Below are 14,851 nucleotides of genomic sequence, written 5' to 3'. Positions count from 1 at the left end.
GCTTACCCCTGCGCGAAAGCAAGCTATGGCAGGGGAGAGAGGGTCAAGGCTAGTGGGTTGACACTCCTCCGACTTTAGTCGGGGGAGTCTTACGCAGTCCACAGACAGACTTGCAAAGGCGCTCTCAAGACGCCCCTAGACGGTTCCTTGGAACCCAGTCTCAAGGTTCCGCTCACTTGTTGACTTACAGCACTGTCCGGGTCTTTCACCGGGGTGGGTACTTACATTGGCGAGCGACTCAAGTCGCTCAAGGACTCCGTCCCGCTAACGCGAACGGGCTTTTCCGCCCCGTACTAAATTAGGGGGCTACCCAGCTGCCCCGCTGTGTCGATGCGTCTGCTTCGGCAAGAGGCAGCTCCGGCAGAGGTGCCGGCTGAGGGAAAAAGTCGATGACCTCCCAGGTCTTGGCATTGGGAGAGGGATGGGCCAATAGCCACCGTTCGGGCAGGGTCTTGGGCTCTGCTTCCTCAGGGGAAGGGGAACTTTGCGCCTTCTGGTGGGCCAGGGTGAGCTGGAAGGGATTCCCCTGGCGGCGGTAGGGGCGGCGGGATCCCGGCGGCTTGACAATTAGGGTGTAGGTGCCGCTGAGGTGGTGGCCTTCCAGTTTCTCTCCTGAGGCCAACAGCAGGGGTTCACGGCGATCCTGACGGATTTGGACATCCTGCACTTCCAGACGGGCTGCCAAGCGGTCGCCGCCCACCAGAGAGGCAACCGCCCCAGCCGGGTGGGAGATCTGGTAGGCCAGCGCCTGCTGCACAACCGGCTTGGGGGGACGGGGGCCACAGCCCCCCAGTAACCCCAACAGTCCAATAGCTAGGAGGCTCATCAGGCAACGCAGGCTATTGCGCAGGGCCTGCCCCCTGTGGCGCCGGCCTCTCTCCAGTTTTGCCATGGCCTCCCCCTGAGCGATCCCTGTTGGCATCGTGGCCAAGCCCCTCAGACGACTGCCACGGTGGGGTGCTGCTTCAAGTACTCGGTATTGACTCCCGACTCGCGGGTGAGAGCCACCAGGCCGGTGCGGGCGATCTCGCGAATGCCAAAGCTGGTCAACATCTTGATAATCGCCACCATTTTGCCCGGATCCCCTGTCACTTCCAAAGTCAAAGACTCTTCCGCCACATCCACAATCCGGGCGCGGAACATCTGCGCCACGTCCATAATGGCGGAGCGGGTTTCGATGCTGGCGTTGACCTTGACGAGCATCAGCTCCCGTTCCACACAGGGGACATGGGTAATGTCGGTTACTTTCAGCACGTCGATCAACTTGTAGAGCTGCTTGGTCATCTGCTCCACATCGTGCTCATCCCCCTGCACCACCATGGTGATGCGGGAGATGCCAGGCCGCTCGGTAGGGCCGACGGTGAGGCTGTCGATGTTGAAGCCGCGACGGGCAAACATGCCGGCGATGCGGGTTAAGACCCCGGGCTGATCCTGCACAAGAGCGCTGAGGGTGTGTTTCACGGCAGCCACAGAAGGAGGTAGGAAAAATCGAAATACTCAGTGGAATTAAGATGGCGATAAGCAAATTTTACGCCAGTTTCGCAGCAATGTTCTGACGGGAGCTCTGGGGATCCCTTCGACCTCGCTAGCCAAAGGATCCGGCCTCCCCGTGCGGGAGCTGCCGCAAAGATCGATGCGCCTGTTCCTGCAAAACTAGGTTGTGGTGTTGGCGGCTGACCTGCAAGGCGGCTTGCCAACTGGAAATAGCCGTTGCCCTATCTCCCATATTCTCGTAGGCCAACCCCCGACCGTACAAGCCGTACTCGTCGGCGGGATCCCCGAGGTTGCCGTCCGCTTCCAAGCGAAAGGCCTGGTCGTAATCGTCGAGGGCAGCTTTGATCTCCCCCAGCTCGTAGAGAAGATTGCCCCTGATGTAGAGAACGTGGGGTTGGCAGGGTTCTGCCTCTAGGCTGCGGCTGAGGTCGGCAATGGCCTCGTCATAGCAATCGGCCCAAGCATAGGCAACGCCCCGCCGATAGTAATGGGCCGGAGAGGGATCCCAGCGGATGGCCTGCGACCAATCGGCCACAGCCGTCTCCCATTCTCCCAGGTAGCCGTACAGCGTAGCGCGGCAGGCATAGGCGGGCGCCAAGGTGGGATCCCGACGAATGGCCTCGTCCAGGTGGGTTAGAGCTGAAGGCAGGGATCCCTGTTGCATGAGCAGGTTGGCCAAGCGGAGGTGGTGGGGGGCGTTGGGGTGTAGGCGCACCAGCTCGGTCAACTCCGCCGTTGCCCCCTGCAGATCCCCTTGCGACTGGCGAATCAGGCCGCGGTAAAGGTAAGGTTCTGGCCGGCGCGGGGCCAACTGGGTGGCCTGGTCGAAGTCCGCCAGCGCCTGGGGAAGTTGGCCGAGTTCGAGGTAAACTTGGCCCCGCAGAAGGTGGGCGTTGGCCAGTCGGGGATCTAGCTGCAGTGCCAGGTTGAGCTGCTCGACGGCCCCCATCAGATCCCGGTTCAGCCACCGTTCGCGACCGCGGTTGTAGGCCAAGATGGCGGGGCGGGTGAAGGCAGAAATGGCTGCCGCACTGGCCAGACCCATCACCGCCGAGAGGCGCTCCTGCCGCCAACTGGCCAGGCCCCCCAACAGCAGGGCAGCCGCGACCAACAGGCGCAAACCGGCAGAGTCGTGGGCTTTGAGCATGGCATCAACCCGGAGCCGTTTGAATCTGTTTTTCTGATTCTGCCTGATTGGGCAGCGAGAAACACAGGGGGATAGCTTGGTGGCCCCGCACTGCGGGGCGGAAGAGCCCGAAGGCAGCTTTAGTTGCTCTCCCATCGCGCCAGGGAGCCGGAGGCCTTAGCAAGCACCTAGTACTGTGGAAGACCCAACCAGTGCAGAGCGTGGGGGCGTTGCTCAGCAAAGTCAGCAGAACCTCAGGGCTTTACGAACCTAGGGGATCTCTCTTCGTTCAGGCTGGATCGAGATAAGAAGGAAGGGGATCCCTGCTGTTTCCTTATTGGGTGGAATGGGAATTCTAGGCCCAGAGCATCAGCCGCAGCTCATAGGGATCGTGCATATCGGGGTGAAAGGGCAACAAGCGGATGGCCAGCCCCTGTAGGCCGCTGGCCTCGTAGCGAATCTGGCCGGAGAAGATGGCGCGATCCTCCACCGTCTCCACGTAGCGCAGGGGAGTTGCCTGGCCGTTCTGGATCTGGCCGTTGTCGTCCACCGGCCCCTGGTAGGCCTGGACGATCACATCCTGCGGCTGCAGAGATCCCAGCCGCACCTCGACAGTCACCGTAAGGGGATCCCGGGCCATCACCACTTGGTCATCTTGCGCCGAGGGGAGGCCGGCGGCGGAAGCTTTCTTCGGGGTTTCAATCTGGACATTGAGGACCCGAATGTTGTACCAGTTCTCCTGCAAATGATTGCGCCAGCGGGTGAACTGGCGAGCCGACTCGAAGTTATCGCGGCGCATGCGGTCGAAGTAGTTACTGAGGGGGATGTAGGCCCGCTCGGCATACTCCAGTACCATGCGCTGCGTGCTGAAACGGGGGCAATTGAGGCAAATTGCCTGCTTCATGCGCTGAATCCAGGCGTGGGGCAGGCCATCGCTGCCGCGCTGGTAGAAGAGAGGGGCAACCTCTTGTTCCAGCAGGTCGTAGAGGGCATTCGACTCCACCTCATCTTGGTAGGCGCGATCCTCGTATTCCTCGCCGCGGCCAATGGGCCAGCCGGTCTGGTAGTAATCGGCCTCATCCCACCAGCCATCCAAAATGCTCAGGTTCTGTCCACCGTTGGCCGCCGCCTTCATGCCACTGGTGCCGCTGGCCTCGCGGGGGCGCAGGGGGGTGTTTAGCCACACATCTACCCCGGCCACCATCAGGCTGGTGACGTACATGTCGTAGTCTTCGATAAATACCAGCCGCTGGCGAAACTCTGGCTGGCGCGACACCTGCACAATTTGCCGGATCAGCTCCTTGCCTGGGTTGTCGCGGGGGTGGGCCTTGCCGGCAAAGATAAACTGCATTGGGTACCGGGGATGGTTGAGCAAGGCCTTGAGCCGTTCCAAGTTGTGAAACAGGAGGGTGGCCCGCTTATAGGTGGCAAAGCGGCGGGCAAAGCCAATCGTGAGCACTTCCGGGTTGAGGGCTTCAGAGGCCCACTGAATTTCCACCGCTGAGGCCGCCCGCTTTTGCAGTTGCTCCACCAGACGCTCGCGGGTGAAGGTGATCAGGCGGGAGCGGCTGCGCTCGTGGGCCCGCCACAGCTCCCCATCCGGGATCCGATCCACTTTCTGCCACAGGGGATCCGAGGGAGGAGCCTCCGCCCAATCTGGCCCCAGGTAGCGGTCGTAGAGGGCTTGGTTCTCCTCCCCTACCCAGGTGCGGGCATGCACCCCGTTGGTGATGGAGGTAATCGGTACTTCCTCCAGCGGGATCCCGGGCCACAGCCGGCTGAACATCTTGCGCGAGACCGCCCCGTGCAGCTTGCTGACGCCGTTGACAAACGAGGCCATGTTGATGGCCAGCACCGCCATGCTGAAGGGGGACTGGAAGTCGCCGGTGTTTTCGCGGCCCAGGGCCAAAAAGCGCTCCCGACTCAGGCCCATCTGGCTGTAGTAGAAGCCGAGGTAGTAGTCAATTTTGTCGGGCGGGAACAGGTCGATCCCGGCGGGTACCGGCGTGTGGGTGGTAAACATCTGGCTGGACTTGGCCACCTGCCAGGCCTCTTCAAAGCTCAGCCCCTGCTCCAGCATCAACAGGCGGATGCGCTCCACGGCCAAAAAAGCCGAGTGCCCCTCGTTCATGTGGTAGACGGTGGGATGGATGCCAAGGGCGCGCAAAGCCCGCACGCCGCCGATGCCCAGCATGATCTCCTGGTGGATGCGCACGTCCTGGTCGCCGCCGTACAGCTCATCGGTGATGTCTTGGTCGTACTGGCTGTTGGGCTCGATGTTGGTGTCCAAAAGATACAGAGGCACCCGCCCCACCATCGCCTTCCAGATGCGGGCAAACACCTTGCGCTTGGGGTAGTCCACCTCAATGCGAATCTCGCGGCCCTCCGCATCCCGCTGCAGCTCCAGGGGCATGTTGAAGAAATCGTTCACAGGGTAGCGCTCCTGCTGCCAGCCGTCGGGGTTGAGGTACTGGCGAAAATATCCCTTTTGGTAGAGCAGGCCCACGCCCACTAGCGGCAGGCCTAGGTCGCTGGCTGCCTTGAGGTGATCCCCGGCCAAAACCCCCAGGCCCCCTGAGTAGATGGGCAAACAATCGGCCAGCCCAAACTCGGCTGAAAAATAGGCGTAGCACTCCCCTTCCACCGCTTGGGCCGAGCGATACTTGCGGTACCAGGTGTCTTCCTGCAGGTAGCTCTGGAGCTGTTGGCTGGCCCGTTCCAACTGGGCCAAAAAGCCGGGATCCTCCGCCAGCTCGTCCAGCCGCTCCTGCCGGATCTGCCCCAACAAAGCCACCGGGTTGTGACCACAGGCATCCCACAGATCCGGATCCATGCGCCGGAACAGGCTGCGGGTTTCCACGTTCCAACTAAAATGCAGGTTATAGGCCAGCAAGCGCAGACTTTCCAGAGCAGCCGGCAGGTAGGGAGTAACCTTAAACGTGCGTAACGGCTTCATAGTTAGGACGCGTGCAGGTCGCCACTGCCAAGCTACCCTGACCTCGGCGGGAGAGCACAGTTTTTTACAGCTTCTTTCGAGTTGAAGGCCGGGATCCTGCCTAGGTACCACCTGCCACCTCCAGGGAACCAAGGCATAGCGCATTCCTTGTTACATATGGATCTAACTGCACCCCTGGCCGACACCATTGCTGCCATTGCCACCGCTGTGGTGCCCGAGCAGGGCAGCATTGGCATTGTACGCCTTTCCGGCTCGCGGGCTTTGGCCATTGCCCAGGCCATCTTTACCCCCGCCCGCCGCAACGCTACCTGGGAGAGCCATCGCCTCCTCTACGGCTGGATCCACGATGAGAAGGGCCAGCGGTTGGACGAGGCCCTAGCCGTCTGGATGCAGGCCCCCCGCTCCTATACCCGCGAGGACGTGGTGGAGCTGCATTGTCACGGCGGCATCATGGTGGTTCAGGCCACGCTGCAGCAGTGCCTGCGCCAAGGGGCACGGCTGGCGCAGCCGGGGGAGTTCAGCCTGCGCGCTTTCTTGAACGGACGCATCGACCTCACCCAGGCCGAAAGTGTGGCCGATCTGGTGGCGGCCCGCTCCCCCCAGGCAGCCCAGATGGCGCTGGCGGGGCTGCAGGGCAAATTGGGACAGTCCATCCGCGCCCTGCGCCAGGAGCTGCTGGGCTTATTGGCCGAGATCGAGGCGCGCATCGACTTTGAAGAGGATCTGCCCCCTCTGAATGTCCCGGCTTGGCAGGCCCGGCTGCAAGCCATCCAGGCCCAGATGCAGGCCCTGCTGGCTACCGTCGAGCGGGGGCAACTGCTGCGCACCGGCGTGAAGGTGGCCATCGTCGGGCGGCCCAATGTCGGCAAGTCCAGCCTGCTCAACGCCTGGTCGGGCCAAGACCGCGCCATCGTCACCGACCTGCCCGGCACCACCCGCGACGTGGTGGAATCCCAGTTGGTGGTGAGAGGGATCCCCGTCCAGCTTTTGGATACTGCCGGCATTCGCGCCACCGACGATCCCGTGGAACGTCTGGGGGTGGAGCGTTCCCAACGCCTAGCCCAAGCTGCCGATGTGCTGCTGCTGGTCATCGACGCCCAAGCCGGCTGGACGGACGCCGACGCCGCCATCTACGAGTCCATTCGCCACCGCCCCCTCATCTTGGTCATCAACAAAACCGACCTCGCCCCCCCCGACGGGATCCCCCTCCCCGCCGAGATCTCTTACCGTGTCGCTGCCGTTGCCGCCCAAGGCCAAGGGATCCCGGAGCTGGAAGAGGCCTTGGAGCAGCTTGTTACCCAGGGGCGGCCCCAGCCCAACCTGGAGGTGAGCCTTAACCAGCGCCAGGCCGCCGCTCTCCGCCAGGCCCAAGCCAGCCTGGAACAGGTGATCCAGGCTATGCAGGCGCAGCTCCCCCTCGATTTCTGGAGCATCGACCTGCGGAGCGCCCTGCACGCCCTTGGCCAAATCACCGGCGAGGAGATCTCCGAAGCGGTGCTGGATCAGATCTTCAGCCGCTTCTGCATTGGCAAGTAAGTGCTTACTAACTCATACTCACTCTGAGTTTGTGTTAGTATGGGCTCAGTCGGGAATCGGCAGGCCGAGGGCCGCAGCGGATCCCGGATAATGGAAACACAACTTGGGAGGTTGGCTATGGTTACCGCCGCAAAAACCCGTCTCTACTCCACCCAGATCGACTTGCCGGCCGAGACCCGTGCGCAACTGGTGGAGTTGCTCAACCAGTCCTTGGCCGACACGCTGGATCTGAAAACCCAGGTGAAGCAGGCCCATTGGAACGTCAAAGGCATGAACTTCATCGCCCTGCACGAGATGTTCGACACCTTTGCCGGCACCCTGGAGAACTACGTAGACATGCTGGCGGAACGGGTTACGGCTTTGGGGGGCATCGCCCGCGGTACCGCTCGCATCGTCGCCCAAACCTCGAGCTTGCCTGAATACGACCTAACGGCTGAGGAAGGTCGGGCTCACCTGCAGGCTTTGGCGGCCCGCTACGGCCAGTATGCGGCTGCTGTCCGCCGCAACATCGACCGCACCACCGAGCTGGGGGATGCCGATACCGCCGACCTGTTTACCGAGATCTCGCGCCAGATCGACAAAGATCTCTGGTTCATCGAGGCTCACCTGCAGGCGTAACGCTGGCGAGGCAAATCTAAGGCAAGCGGGATAGGCAAAATGGGCGTCAACGCTCCCCTCCTTTACTTGGTGGCTTTGACCAGTATCCTCAGCGTGGTGGGCTACTTCGTCCTGCGTGAGGTGCTGCGGGTGCGGGCCCAGGAAAAAGTCATCCGCGAGCTGCAGCCCCGCCTGAGCAAAGGCAAGGGATCCCCACAGGAGCACTATGAGCTGGGCAGCGTCTATCTGCAGAAGCGCCTCTACGACCAGGCCATCCTCCAGCTCAAAAAAGCTCTAGAGGTGGCCGGGGAGAACATTCCCCCTGTCTGCAACGCCCTTGGCTTTGCCTACTTCAGCCAGGGGCAGTACGACCTGGCCATCCGCTACTACAAAGACGCAGTAGCAGCGGATCCCGGCTATGTGACCGCTTGGAACAACCTGGCCCATGCCTACGAGAAGAAAAATCTCTACGGCCCCGGCCTAGAGGCCTACGAGACGGTGCTGAAACTGGATCCAAAGAATGCCATTGCCAAGCGCCGCGCCGGATCCCTGCGCAGACGTTTGCAGCCCAGCCCCCGCGGCTGACCACGTTTTATCTGTATAGATGTCTGTGCAGATATGTATAAATACTTATGGCAGCTTGCCTATCGATTTTAAGATTACAACATCATAAACATTGGTGAGTGACTCAAGTCACCCGAAGGCTTTTCCGCGTTGCCGGGGCTGGTATTATGTCTTAAAAAACGAGAGGCCATTTCATGGATGCACAATCGGTGGCACCTGTGGTTCTGGTAATCCTGGATGGCTGGGGTTATCGCGAGGCCCCTGATGGCAACGCTGTCCTGGCCGCCCGAACCCCTGTTGTGGATAGCCTATGGGCTACCTACCCCCATACTCTGCTTCAAGCTTCGGGGCGAGCCGTGGGCCTGCCGTCAGGGCAAATGGGCAACTCAGAAGTGGGACACCTGACCCTCGGGGCGGGGCGGGTGGTGCCGCAGGAGTTGGTGCGTATCAGCGACGCCATCGAGACGGGATCCCTCTTCCAGGAACCCCTCTTGGTGGAGGTTTGTCATCGGCTCAAGGAGCAGGGGGGCCGTTTTCATTTCATTGGTCTCTGCTCTGAGGGGGGGGTTCACTCCCACATCGACCATCTCTACGGCTTGCTGAAACTAGCGGCCCAGGCGCGGATCCCTGCCTATGTCCACGCCATCACCGATGGCCGCGATACCTTGCCTCGCGACGGGGCCAGGGTTCTGGCCGCCCTGGAAAAAGAGCTGCAATGGCTGGGCAATGGCGTCATTGCCACCCTGAGCGGCCGCTACTACGCCATGGATCGGGATCGCCGTTGGGAGCGCACCCAAAAAGCCTACGAGATCATGACAGAAGATGGCCCTGGCTGTGGCCGTAGTGCCGCCGAGGTGATGGAAGCTTTCTATGCCCAGGATCTCACGGACGAGTTCATCCCACCCACTCGCCTGGCTCCGGGGGCGGTGCAGCCGGGAGATGCAGTCATCTTCTTCAACTTCCGCCCGGATCGCGCCCGCCAGCTTACCCAAGCCTTCGTCTGCCCCGACTTTTCCGGTTTCCAGCGCCGTCTGATTCCGGATCTCGCCTTCATCACCATGACGCAATACGATCCGACCTTGCCGGTGCAGGTGCTCTTTAAGCCCCAGAACCTGGATCACCTGCTGGGCCAAGTGGTGAGCGAGGCCGGCCTCAAGCAATTGCGCATTGCCGAGACGGAAAAGTACGCCCACGTCACCTACTTCTTCAACGGCGGTATCGAGCAGCCCTTTCCCGGCGAAGATCGCATCTTGGTGCCAAGCCCGCTGGTGGCCACCTATGACCAAGCGCCGGAGATGTCGGCGGTGGAGGTGACCGACAAGGCAATAGAAGCTATCGCCCGCCGCGAATACAGCCTCGTGGTACTCAACTACGCCAACCCCGACATGGTGGGCCACACCGGCAACTTCGAGGCCACCGTGCGGGCGCTGGAGACGGTGGATCGCTGCCTGGGCCGTCTGCTGGCGGCGGTGGCGGATGCGGGGGGTACCACCTTAATCTTGGCGGATCACGGGAATGCGGAGCTGATGTGGGACGAGCAGGGCAACCCCTGGACCGCCCACACCACCAACCCCGTGCCCTGCATTCTGGTGGAGGGGGAAAAGCGCAAGATCCCTGGTCGCGGTGGCGATGTCAAGCTGCGCTCTGGCGGCACCCTGGCCGATGTCGGCCCCACCCTGCTCGAGATCCTAGGCCTACCTCAGCCGCCAGAGATGACAGGGCAATCTCTTCTGCAGCCGGCAGAATACACCATCCTGCAGCGCCAGCCCAGTCCAGTAGGGCGCTGAGACCGGGAATTGCTCACTCGGCCACTGGGATCCCTGCCTGGGCCAGCCAAGCTTTCAGCTCCTCCCAGTTGCGGTAGAGGGCCAAAACCTGCGAGCGCTCAGGGTGATAAGGGGCGCTCAGGCGCTCCAGCTGCAAAAAGCGAGCCTGGGGGGGGATCACCGCCACTTCCGGATCGGGGGGCGTGGCCCGCCGCAGGGAGCTGCTGTAGCCGCGGTAGATTAGCACCAAATCAGCTTCTCCCTCGCTTTCTACCTCCACCCGCAGCACTTCCTGGGGATGAGCCTGGCTGTAGCGCTCCAAAGCCAGCGGCCAGGGCAGAGCACTCATGCCAGCTCCCCCTTGTCTGCACCGGGCCGCAGCCGCCAGACAAAGTAAACGCTGTAGAGCAGGTAGGCCACCAAGCCCCAAGCCCCCACGCTCCCCAGCAGCTCCGGCGGCACATTGGGATGGAAAATCTCTCGAAACCCCAGCGGCGGCTCAAACCAAGCTCGACACTCTGACGACAGAGAAGCCCGGAAGGCACAAGGCACGAAGGCTCCCGAAAAGAGGATCCCGGCCCCCATGTAACCGGTTACAGCCCACCGCCAGAGCAAAAAAGCTCGTGCCGCCCAGCTTCTCGACTGCCTGAGAGCAGTGCTCCAATCCTGCCAGAACCACAGGCAGACCGGGATCAAGAGCCGCGCCATCGCCCCGCTCAAGAAGCTGATGGGCAGGCCACCAATCATCAAATACACCGTCACCGCCAAGAGGCTGGACACCCGCCAATAAACGATCAAGAGCTGAATCAGAGGACGTAACCCCACCGCAAAAGCCCAAATTAGGAGAGCCAACGGCAGCAGCACCGTCAGCGCCACGGCCAAGCTGTAGTCCACCCAGATTGCCTTGACCAGCCAACTCACGGGGATCGTCCTCGCCCTTTGTTCTCACTGCCCCATAGTATATAGAGCGGCAGGGTCGGCGGGATCCACCTCAAAACAACAGGAGGTAACAGAACATTGCAGCTTCTCGGCCACCCCAGGCAAAACTTTACATCCGAGGGCTTTCAGAAAGTTTTCCATTTTTGCCGTTGTCAATCCGTGAAGGTGGTAGATTCTTAAAGGAACATCTCCGTCTGTCGAAGGGCTAGTTGTCTTTCGAGGCGATAGTTGCAAGGTTCCATCCCGTCCTGGCCCGGCCCAACTCGTTAAGTATTGTTACTTAGTCGTGTTATTTTGGGTTAAGGCCAGATCCTCAGAGGTGGTGACCTCACTCCCATGGCACGTTCTTCCCGACTCCTCTCCCACAGTCCTGCCCGTTGGAAGGCGACCCCGTGGAAGCCCAAGCCTTTGCCGCCCCTAGAGGAGGCGCCGCCTCCGCCCCAGCAGAAGGCGGGTCTGGACTGCCAGAGTGCGTCGCAGCCGTCGCTTGGGCCGGGCAAAGCGGGTTTGGGGGAGAAGGCAACCACGGCAGGCAGGAGCTATGAAGCGCTGCAGCTATGGTTGGCGCTGGTCACCCTGGGGGTGAGCCTAGCCATTGCGGTGGGGGTGGCTTTGGTTTACTCACTGGCGGTGGCTGCCAACTATTTGCTGGGGGCAATCGTTGGCGTAGTCTATCTGCGCATGCTGGGCCGCGGCGTCGCGGAACTGGGCAAAAGTCGCAGCCGGCTGGGCGTGACGCGCTTGGCTTTGTTTGTCGGGTTGATCGTCCTGGCCACCCAGGTGAAGTCTTTGCAGGTTTTGCCCATTTTCTTGGGGTTCATGACCTATAAGGTCACCCTGCTGATTTATCTTGTCCAGACCTTGACCCGTTCGTCTTCTTCTGTGTGATGCTCATGAATCTGTTCTTCTCCTCTCCTCCTCTGCTAGCAGAACTTGAGGTCGGCCATCACCTCTATTGGCACCTGGGCAAATTCACCGTTCACGGGCAAGTTTTGATTGCCAGTTGGATTGCCATCGCCCTGATCTTGACCGTGGTGCTGTTGGGGACTCGTCAACTGCAGCGGGAGCCCGCTGGTCTGCAAAACTTTATCGAGTACACCCTGGAGTTTCTCCAAAGCATTGCCCGTGCCCAGATTGGTGAGAAAAACTTCCGGCCCTGGGTGCCCTATGTTGGCACCTTGTTCTTGTTCATCTTTGTCTCCAACTGGATGGGCAACCTCTTCCCCTGGAAGCTAATTCCCCTGCCGGAAGGAGAGCTGGCCTCTCCCACCAACGACATCAACACCACCGCCGGCTTAGCACTGCTCACCAGTGTTATGTATTTTGTAGCCGGCATTAGCAAGCGTGGGCTGGCTTACTTTAAGAAGTACATCGAGCCCACGCCAGTTCTGTTGCCCATCAATGTCCTGGAAGATTTCACCAAGCCTCTCTCGCTGAGCTTCCGTCTGTTCGGCAACATCTTGGCAGAGGAGCTGGTGATCGCGGTGTTGGTGTTGCTGGTGCCGTTGTTGATCCCGGTGCCGGTGATGATCCTATTTCTATTTACGGGGGCCATTCAGGCTTTGATCTTCTCCACCCTCTCAGCTGCTTACATTGGAGAGGCGCTGGAAGGTCACGGGGGAGGGGATCACCACGATTGACCCAGGAGTTGGGCCAACCGCTGAGTTCAGGGCCCAGCTCTCAAAATCTCTCCAATGGGTCGTTGCAAGGGATCCCTTCTCTGGTAAGGTTTGTTGGGGCCGAGAGGCCACCGACAAAGAGGCGATCGGTTCGGCTACTCAGGCCAGATCACCTCAAAGTCAAAAGGCGCTGTTGCCAACAATTTGTTTTGTACTGACAAGGAGCATCTCACTATGGATCCGTTAACCTCTGCTGCTTCTGTGTTGTCTGCTGCTCTGGCGATTGGCCTGGGATCCCTGGGCCCGGGGCTGGGCCAGGGGAATGCTGCCGCCGCCGCTATGGAAGGGCTGGCCCGTCAGCCGGAAGCAGAAGACAAAATCCGCGGCAACCTGTTGGTTAGCCTGGCCTTCATGGAAGCGCTGACCATTTATGGCCTGGTGGTGGCGCTGGTGCTCTTGTTCGCCAACCCCTTCGCTTAATGCCTTCTGGGGGCGGCCCAGGCCGAGAGCTGGGGTCTTGCCCCCTTTCTTGCTCGATCTCAGATCCCGTTTCTGGTGGTGGAGCCCATGATCTGTTCAACCCTGTTGGCCGTCGAAGTGGCTGAGAAAAATGGCCTCTTCGATCTGGATGCCACCTTGCCCATCATTGCCGTCCAATTTTTGCTGCTGGTGGCCGTGCTCAACTCCCTCTTCTACGAGCCGGTTACTCGGGTCATCGACAGCCGCAACGACTACATCCGCGCCACCCAGGCGGAGGCCCAGGAGTGGTTGGACAAGGCGATGGCTCTGACCCGCCAGTACGAGGCTGAGATCGGCAAGGCCCGCCTACAGGCGCAGCAGGTGATCGCCGAGGCGGAAGCGGCTGCAGCCCGCATCCGTGCGGAGAAGCTAGCGGCGGCACAGGCGGAGATGCAAGCCAAGCTGGAAGCGGCGCGGCTGCAGATCGAGCAAGAGAAACAGGCGGCCCTCCAACAATTGCAGCAGCAAGTAGATACCATTGCTGCCCAGATCACCGAGAAGCTGTTGGGCAGCGCCCGTTAAGTAGCCGGTTGAACATTCCTTGGGAGTAGCGCGTGATGCTGGTGTGGAGCCTGGTGCCCGCTTGGCTTTTGGCCGTGGCCGAGCCGGTTACGGAAGCCACTGAGGGTTCTGCAGAAAAGGGGATCCTGGATGCGATTCTGGAAAGCAACTTAATCAACATCGCCATTATCCTCACCTTGCTGTACATTTTGGGGCGCCGGGTGGTGGGGGAAGCTCTGGCCAAGCGGCGAGAAGGTATCCTCGAGGAGCTGCGCCAGGCGGAGCAGCGCAAGCAGGAGGCGATCGAGAGGCTGGCGGAGGAACAACAAAAGCTGGCGCAGGCTCAGCAGGAGGCGGAGCGCATTCGCAAACAGGCGGAGGCCAACGCGGAAGCCCGCCGGCAGGAGCTGTTGCAGCAGGCGGAGCGGGAGATCGAGCGGCTGCGCGCCAACGCCGAAAGGGACCTCTCTGCCGAACAAGAGCAAATTGTCCAGGAGCTGCGCCGCCAGATTGTGCGCCAAGCCCTGCGCAAGGTGGAGCAGGAGCTGCCGCAGCACCTCAACGAGCAGGTTCACCAGCGCCTGATTGAACAAGGGATCCAGATGATTGCCCGCTAAGGAGGAGGAAGGGAAAAGCATGATCAGCCGCACCATGGCCGCCAAGGTGGTCGATCCCTACGCCGAAGCCCTGGTTTCTCTTGCCTCTGCTCAGGGGCTAATGGATACCTTTGAGGCCGACATCCGTTTCATGGCCGCGGTTCTGCAGGCCACGCCGGAGCTGGGCCAATTCCTCGCCAGCCCCCTGATCAAGGCGGAAGCCAAGAAAAACCTGCTGCAGCAGGTGTTTGCCGACCAGATCCACCCCCTGCTGCTGAACGCTCTTAAGCTGTTGAGCGACCGTCGCCGTATCATGTTCCTCGAGGCCGTCTGCCGGCGGTTCTTGGAGCTGCAGCGGAAGCTCCAAAATATCGTCCTGGCCGAGGTGACCACGGCGGTACCCCTGACGGAAGCGCAACAGCAGTCGATTCGCGAGCGGGTAAGAGACTTCACGCAGGCCAGGGGTGTGGAGCTCCAGATTGCCCAAGATCCCACACTGCTGGGTGGGGTGATCATCAAGATCGGCTCCCAGGTGATCGACCTCAGCTTGCGCGGCCAGTTGCGTCGGCTGGCGCTGCAGTTGGCCTAAATTGGCCCAACGTTTTCCTTAATAATTTTGGATCCCTTCCTATTCCGTT

16 protein-coding genes are annotated in these 14,851 nt (G+C 61.0%); 10 read left to right on the top strand and 6 right to left on the bottom strand.

The window, feature by feature from the left end; all coding sequences use genetic code 11:
• Positions 1-298 precede the first annotated feature (298 nt).
• The 4 genes from NW852_RS11440 to glgP form a co-directional block, all read right to left on the bottom strand.
• Positions 299-892 (bottom strand): hypothetical protein, encoded by a 594-nt coding sequence (locus NW852_RS11440; protein ID WP_414426757.1) that lies wholly within the window; start codon positions 890-892, stop codon positions 299-301.
• A gap of 44 nt (positions 893-936) precedes the next feature.
• A complete protein-coding gene (ilvN, locus tag NW852_RS11435; RefSeq protein WP_011430944.1) occupies positions 937-1,461 on the bottom strand; it encodes an acetolactate synthase small subunit in 525 nt (174 codons plus the stop codon).
• 124 nt (positions 1,462-1,585) lie between these two features.
• Positions 1,586-2,641, bottom strand: coding sequence for a tetratricopeptide repeat protein (locus NW852_RS11430; RefSeq protein WP_414426756.1), 1,056 nt, complete (start codon positions 2,639-2,641; stop codon positions 1,586-1,588).
• 334 nt (positions 2,642-2,975) lie between these two features.
• Positions 2,976-5,576, bottom strand: a complete 2,601-nt coding sequence (glgP, locus tag NW852_RS11425; protein WP_414365561.1) for an alpha-glucan family phosphorylase — start codon at positions 5,574-5,576, stop codon at positions 2,976-2,978.
• Between the two features lie 156 nt (positions 5,577-5,732).
• On the opposite strand from glgP, the gene mnmE reads away from it, so the two are divergent.
• The 4 genes from mnmE (at position 5,733) to gpmI (ending at position 10,060) form a co-directional block, all read left to right on the top strand.
• On the top strand, positions 5,733-7,112 hold the full coding sequence (mnmE, locus tag NW852_RS11420; protein WP_414365560.1) for a tRNA uridine-5-carboxymethylaminomethyl(34) synthesis GTPase MnmE: 1,380 nt from the start codon (positions 5,733-5,735) through the stop codon (positions 7,110-7,112).
• Between the two features lie 117 nt (positions 7,113-7,229).
• A complete protein-coding gene (gene dps, locus NW852_RS11415) occupies positions 7,230-7,730 on the top strand; it encodes a DNA starvation/stationary phase protection protein Dps (protein ID WP_414365559.1) in 501 nt (166 codons plus the stop codon).
• Positions 7,731-7,769: 39 nt separating this feature from the next.
• Complete coding sequence (locus tag NW852_RS11410; RefSeq protein ID WP_414365558.1) at positions 7,770-8,294, top strand: tetratricopeptide repeat protein; 525 nt, start codon at positions 7,770-7,772, stop codon at positions 8,292-8,294.
• A 173-nt stretch (positions 8,295-8,467) separates the two neighbouring features.
• Complete coding sequence (gene gpmI, locus NW852_RS11405; protein ID WP_414365557.1) at positions 8,468-10,060, top strand: 2,3-bisphosphoglycerate-independent phosphoglycerate mutase; 1,593 nt, start codon at positions 8,468-8,470, stop codon at positions 10,058-10,060.
• A gap of 13 nt (positions 10,061-10,073) precedes the next feature.
• Here gpmI and NW852_RS11400 read toward each other — a convergent pair whose 3' ends face one another.
• Together NW852_RS11400 and NW852_RS11395 are read right to left on the bottom strand one after the other, a co-directional pair.
• Positions 10,074-10,388 carry a hypothetical protein gene (locus NW852_RS11400; protein WP_414384914.1) on the bottom strand — a complete coding sequence of 105 codons (315 nt, stop codon included), beginning with the start codon at positions 10,386-10,388 and terminating at the stop codon, positions 10,074-10,076.
• Positions 10,385-10,960, bottom strand: a complete 576-nt coding sequence (locus NW852_RS11395; protein WP_414365555.1) for a DUF3177 family protein — start codon at positions 10,958-10,960, stop codon at positions 10,385-10,387. The genes NW852_RS11400 and NW852_RS11395 overlap by 4 nt, the downstream gene beginning before the upstream one ends.
• Before the next feature lie 354 nt (positions 10,961-11,314).
• Between NW852_RS11395 and NW852_RS11390 the strand changes: the two genes are divergently transcribed.
• The 6 genes from NW852_RS11390 (at position 11,315) to atpH (ending at position 14,802) form a co-directional block, all read left to right on the top strand.
• Complete coding sequence (locus NW852_RS11390) at positions 11,315-11,866, top strand: hypothetical protein (protein ID WP_414371991.1); 552 nt, start codon at positions 11,315-11,317, stop codon at positions 11,864-11,866.
• Between the two features lie 5 nt (positions 11,867-11,871).
• On the top strand, positions 11,872-12,618 hold the full coding sequence (gene atpB, locus NW852_RS11385; RefSeq protein WP_414365553.1) for a F0F1 ATP synthase subunit A: 747 nt from the start codon (positions 11,872-11,874) through the stop codon (positions 12,616-12,618).
• Between the two features lie 213 nt (positions 12,619-12,831).
• Complete coding sequence (gene atpE / locus NW852_RS11380) at positions 12,832-13,077, top strand: ATP synthase F0 subunit C (RefSeq protein WP_011430931.1); 246 nt, start codon at positions 12,832-12,834, stop codon at positions 13,075-13,077.
• An 87-nt stretch (positions 13,078-13,164) separates the two neighbouring features.
• Complete coding sequence (locus NW852_RS11375) at positions 13,165-13,638, top strand: F0F1 ATP synthase subunit B' (RefSeq protein WP_414365552.1); 474 nt, start codon at positions 13,165-13,167, stop codon at positions 13,636-13,638.
• Positions 13,639-13,673: 35 nt separating this feature from the next.
• The gene (locus NW852_RS11370; protein WP_414365564.1) at positions 13,674-14,234 is read left to right on the top strand and encodes a F0F1 ATP synthase subunit B; all 561 of its coding nucleotides are present in this window, start codon (positions 13,674-13,676) and stop codon (positions 14,232-14,234) included.
• A 19-nt stretch (positions 14,235-14,253) separates the two neighbouring features.
• Positions 14,254-14,802: an ATP synthase F1 subunit delta gene (gene atpH, locus NW852_RS11365; protein WP_414365551.1), complete on the top strand. Its 549-nt coding sequence runs from the start codon at positions 14,254-14,256 to the stop codon at positions 14,800-14,802.
• Positions 14,803-14,851: the final 49 nt, after the last annotated feature.

Origin of the sequence: Synechococcus sp. H60.1, from assembly GCF_047462335.1 — a bacterium.
In the GTDB taxonomy this organism is placed as follows: Bacteria; Cyanobacteriota; Cyanobacteriia; order Thermostichales; family Thermostichaceae; genus Thermostichus.
Note: the sequence above shows the minus strand (reverse complement) of the source record. Positions and strands in the feature narration are given on the sequence as shown.

Bases quoted from the DNA above. Each gene is read 5' to 3' on its own strand.
- NW852_RS11440 (WP_414426757.1), bottom strand. From the start codon at position 892: ATGGCAAAACTGGAGAGAGGCCGGCGCCACAGGGGGCAGGCCCTGCGC.
- NW852_RS11430 (WP_414426756.1), bottom strand. From the start codon at position 2,641: ATGCTCAAAGCCCACGACTCTGCCGGTTTGCGCCTGTTGGTCGCGGCT.
- glgP (WP_414365561.1), bottom strand. From the start codon at position 5,576: ATGAAGCCGTTACGCACGTTTAAGGTTACTCCCTACCTGCCGGCTGCT.
- mnmE (WP_414365560.1), top strand. From the start codon at position 5,733: ATGGATCTAACTGCACCCCTGGCCGACACCATTGCTGCCATTGCCACC.
- dps (WP_414365559.1), top strand. From the start codon at position 7,230: ATGGTTACCGCCGCAAAAACCCGTCTCTACTCCACCCAGATCGACTTG.
- NW852_RS11410 (WP_414365558.1), top strand. From the start codon at position 7,770: ATGGGCGTCAACGCTCCCCTCCTTTACTTGGTGGCTTTGACCAGTATC.
- gpmI (WP_414365557.1), top strand. From the start codon at position 8,468: ATGGATGCACAATCGGTGGCACCTGTGGTTCTGGTAATCCTGGATGGC.
- NW852_RS11400 (WP_414384914.1), bottom strand. From the start codon at position 10,388: ATGAGTGCTCTGCCCTGGCCGCTGGCTTTGGAGCGCTACAGCCAGGCT.
- NW852_RS11390 (WP_414371991.1), top strand. From the start codon at position 11,315: ATGGCACGTTCTTCCCGACTCCTCTCCCACAGTCCTGCCCGTTGGAAG.
- atpB (WP_414365553.1), top strand. From the start codon at position 11,872: ATGAATCTGTTCTTCTCCTCTCCTCCTCTGCTAGCAGAACTTGAGGTC.
- atpE (WP_011430931.1), top strand. From the start codon at position 12,832: ATGGATCCGTTAACCTCTGCTGCTTCTGTGTTGTCTGCTGCTCTGGCG.
- NW852_RS11375 (WP_414365552.1), top strand. From the start codon at position 13,165: ATGATCTGTTCAACCCTGTTGGCCGTCGAAGTGGCTGAGAAAAATGGC.
- NW852_RS11370 (WP_414365564.1), top strand. From the start codon at position 13,674: ATGCTGGTGTGGAGCCTGGTGCCCGCTTGGCTTTTGGCCGTGGCCGAG.
- atpH (WP_414365551.1), top strand. From the start codon at position 14,254: ATGATCAGCCGCACCATGGCCGCCAAGGTGGTCGATCCCTACGCCGAA.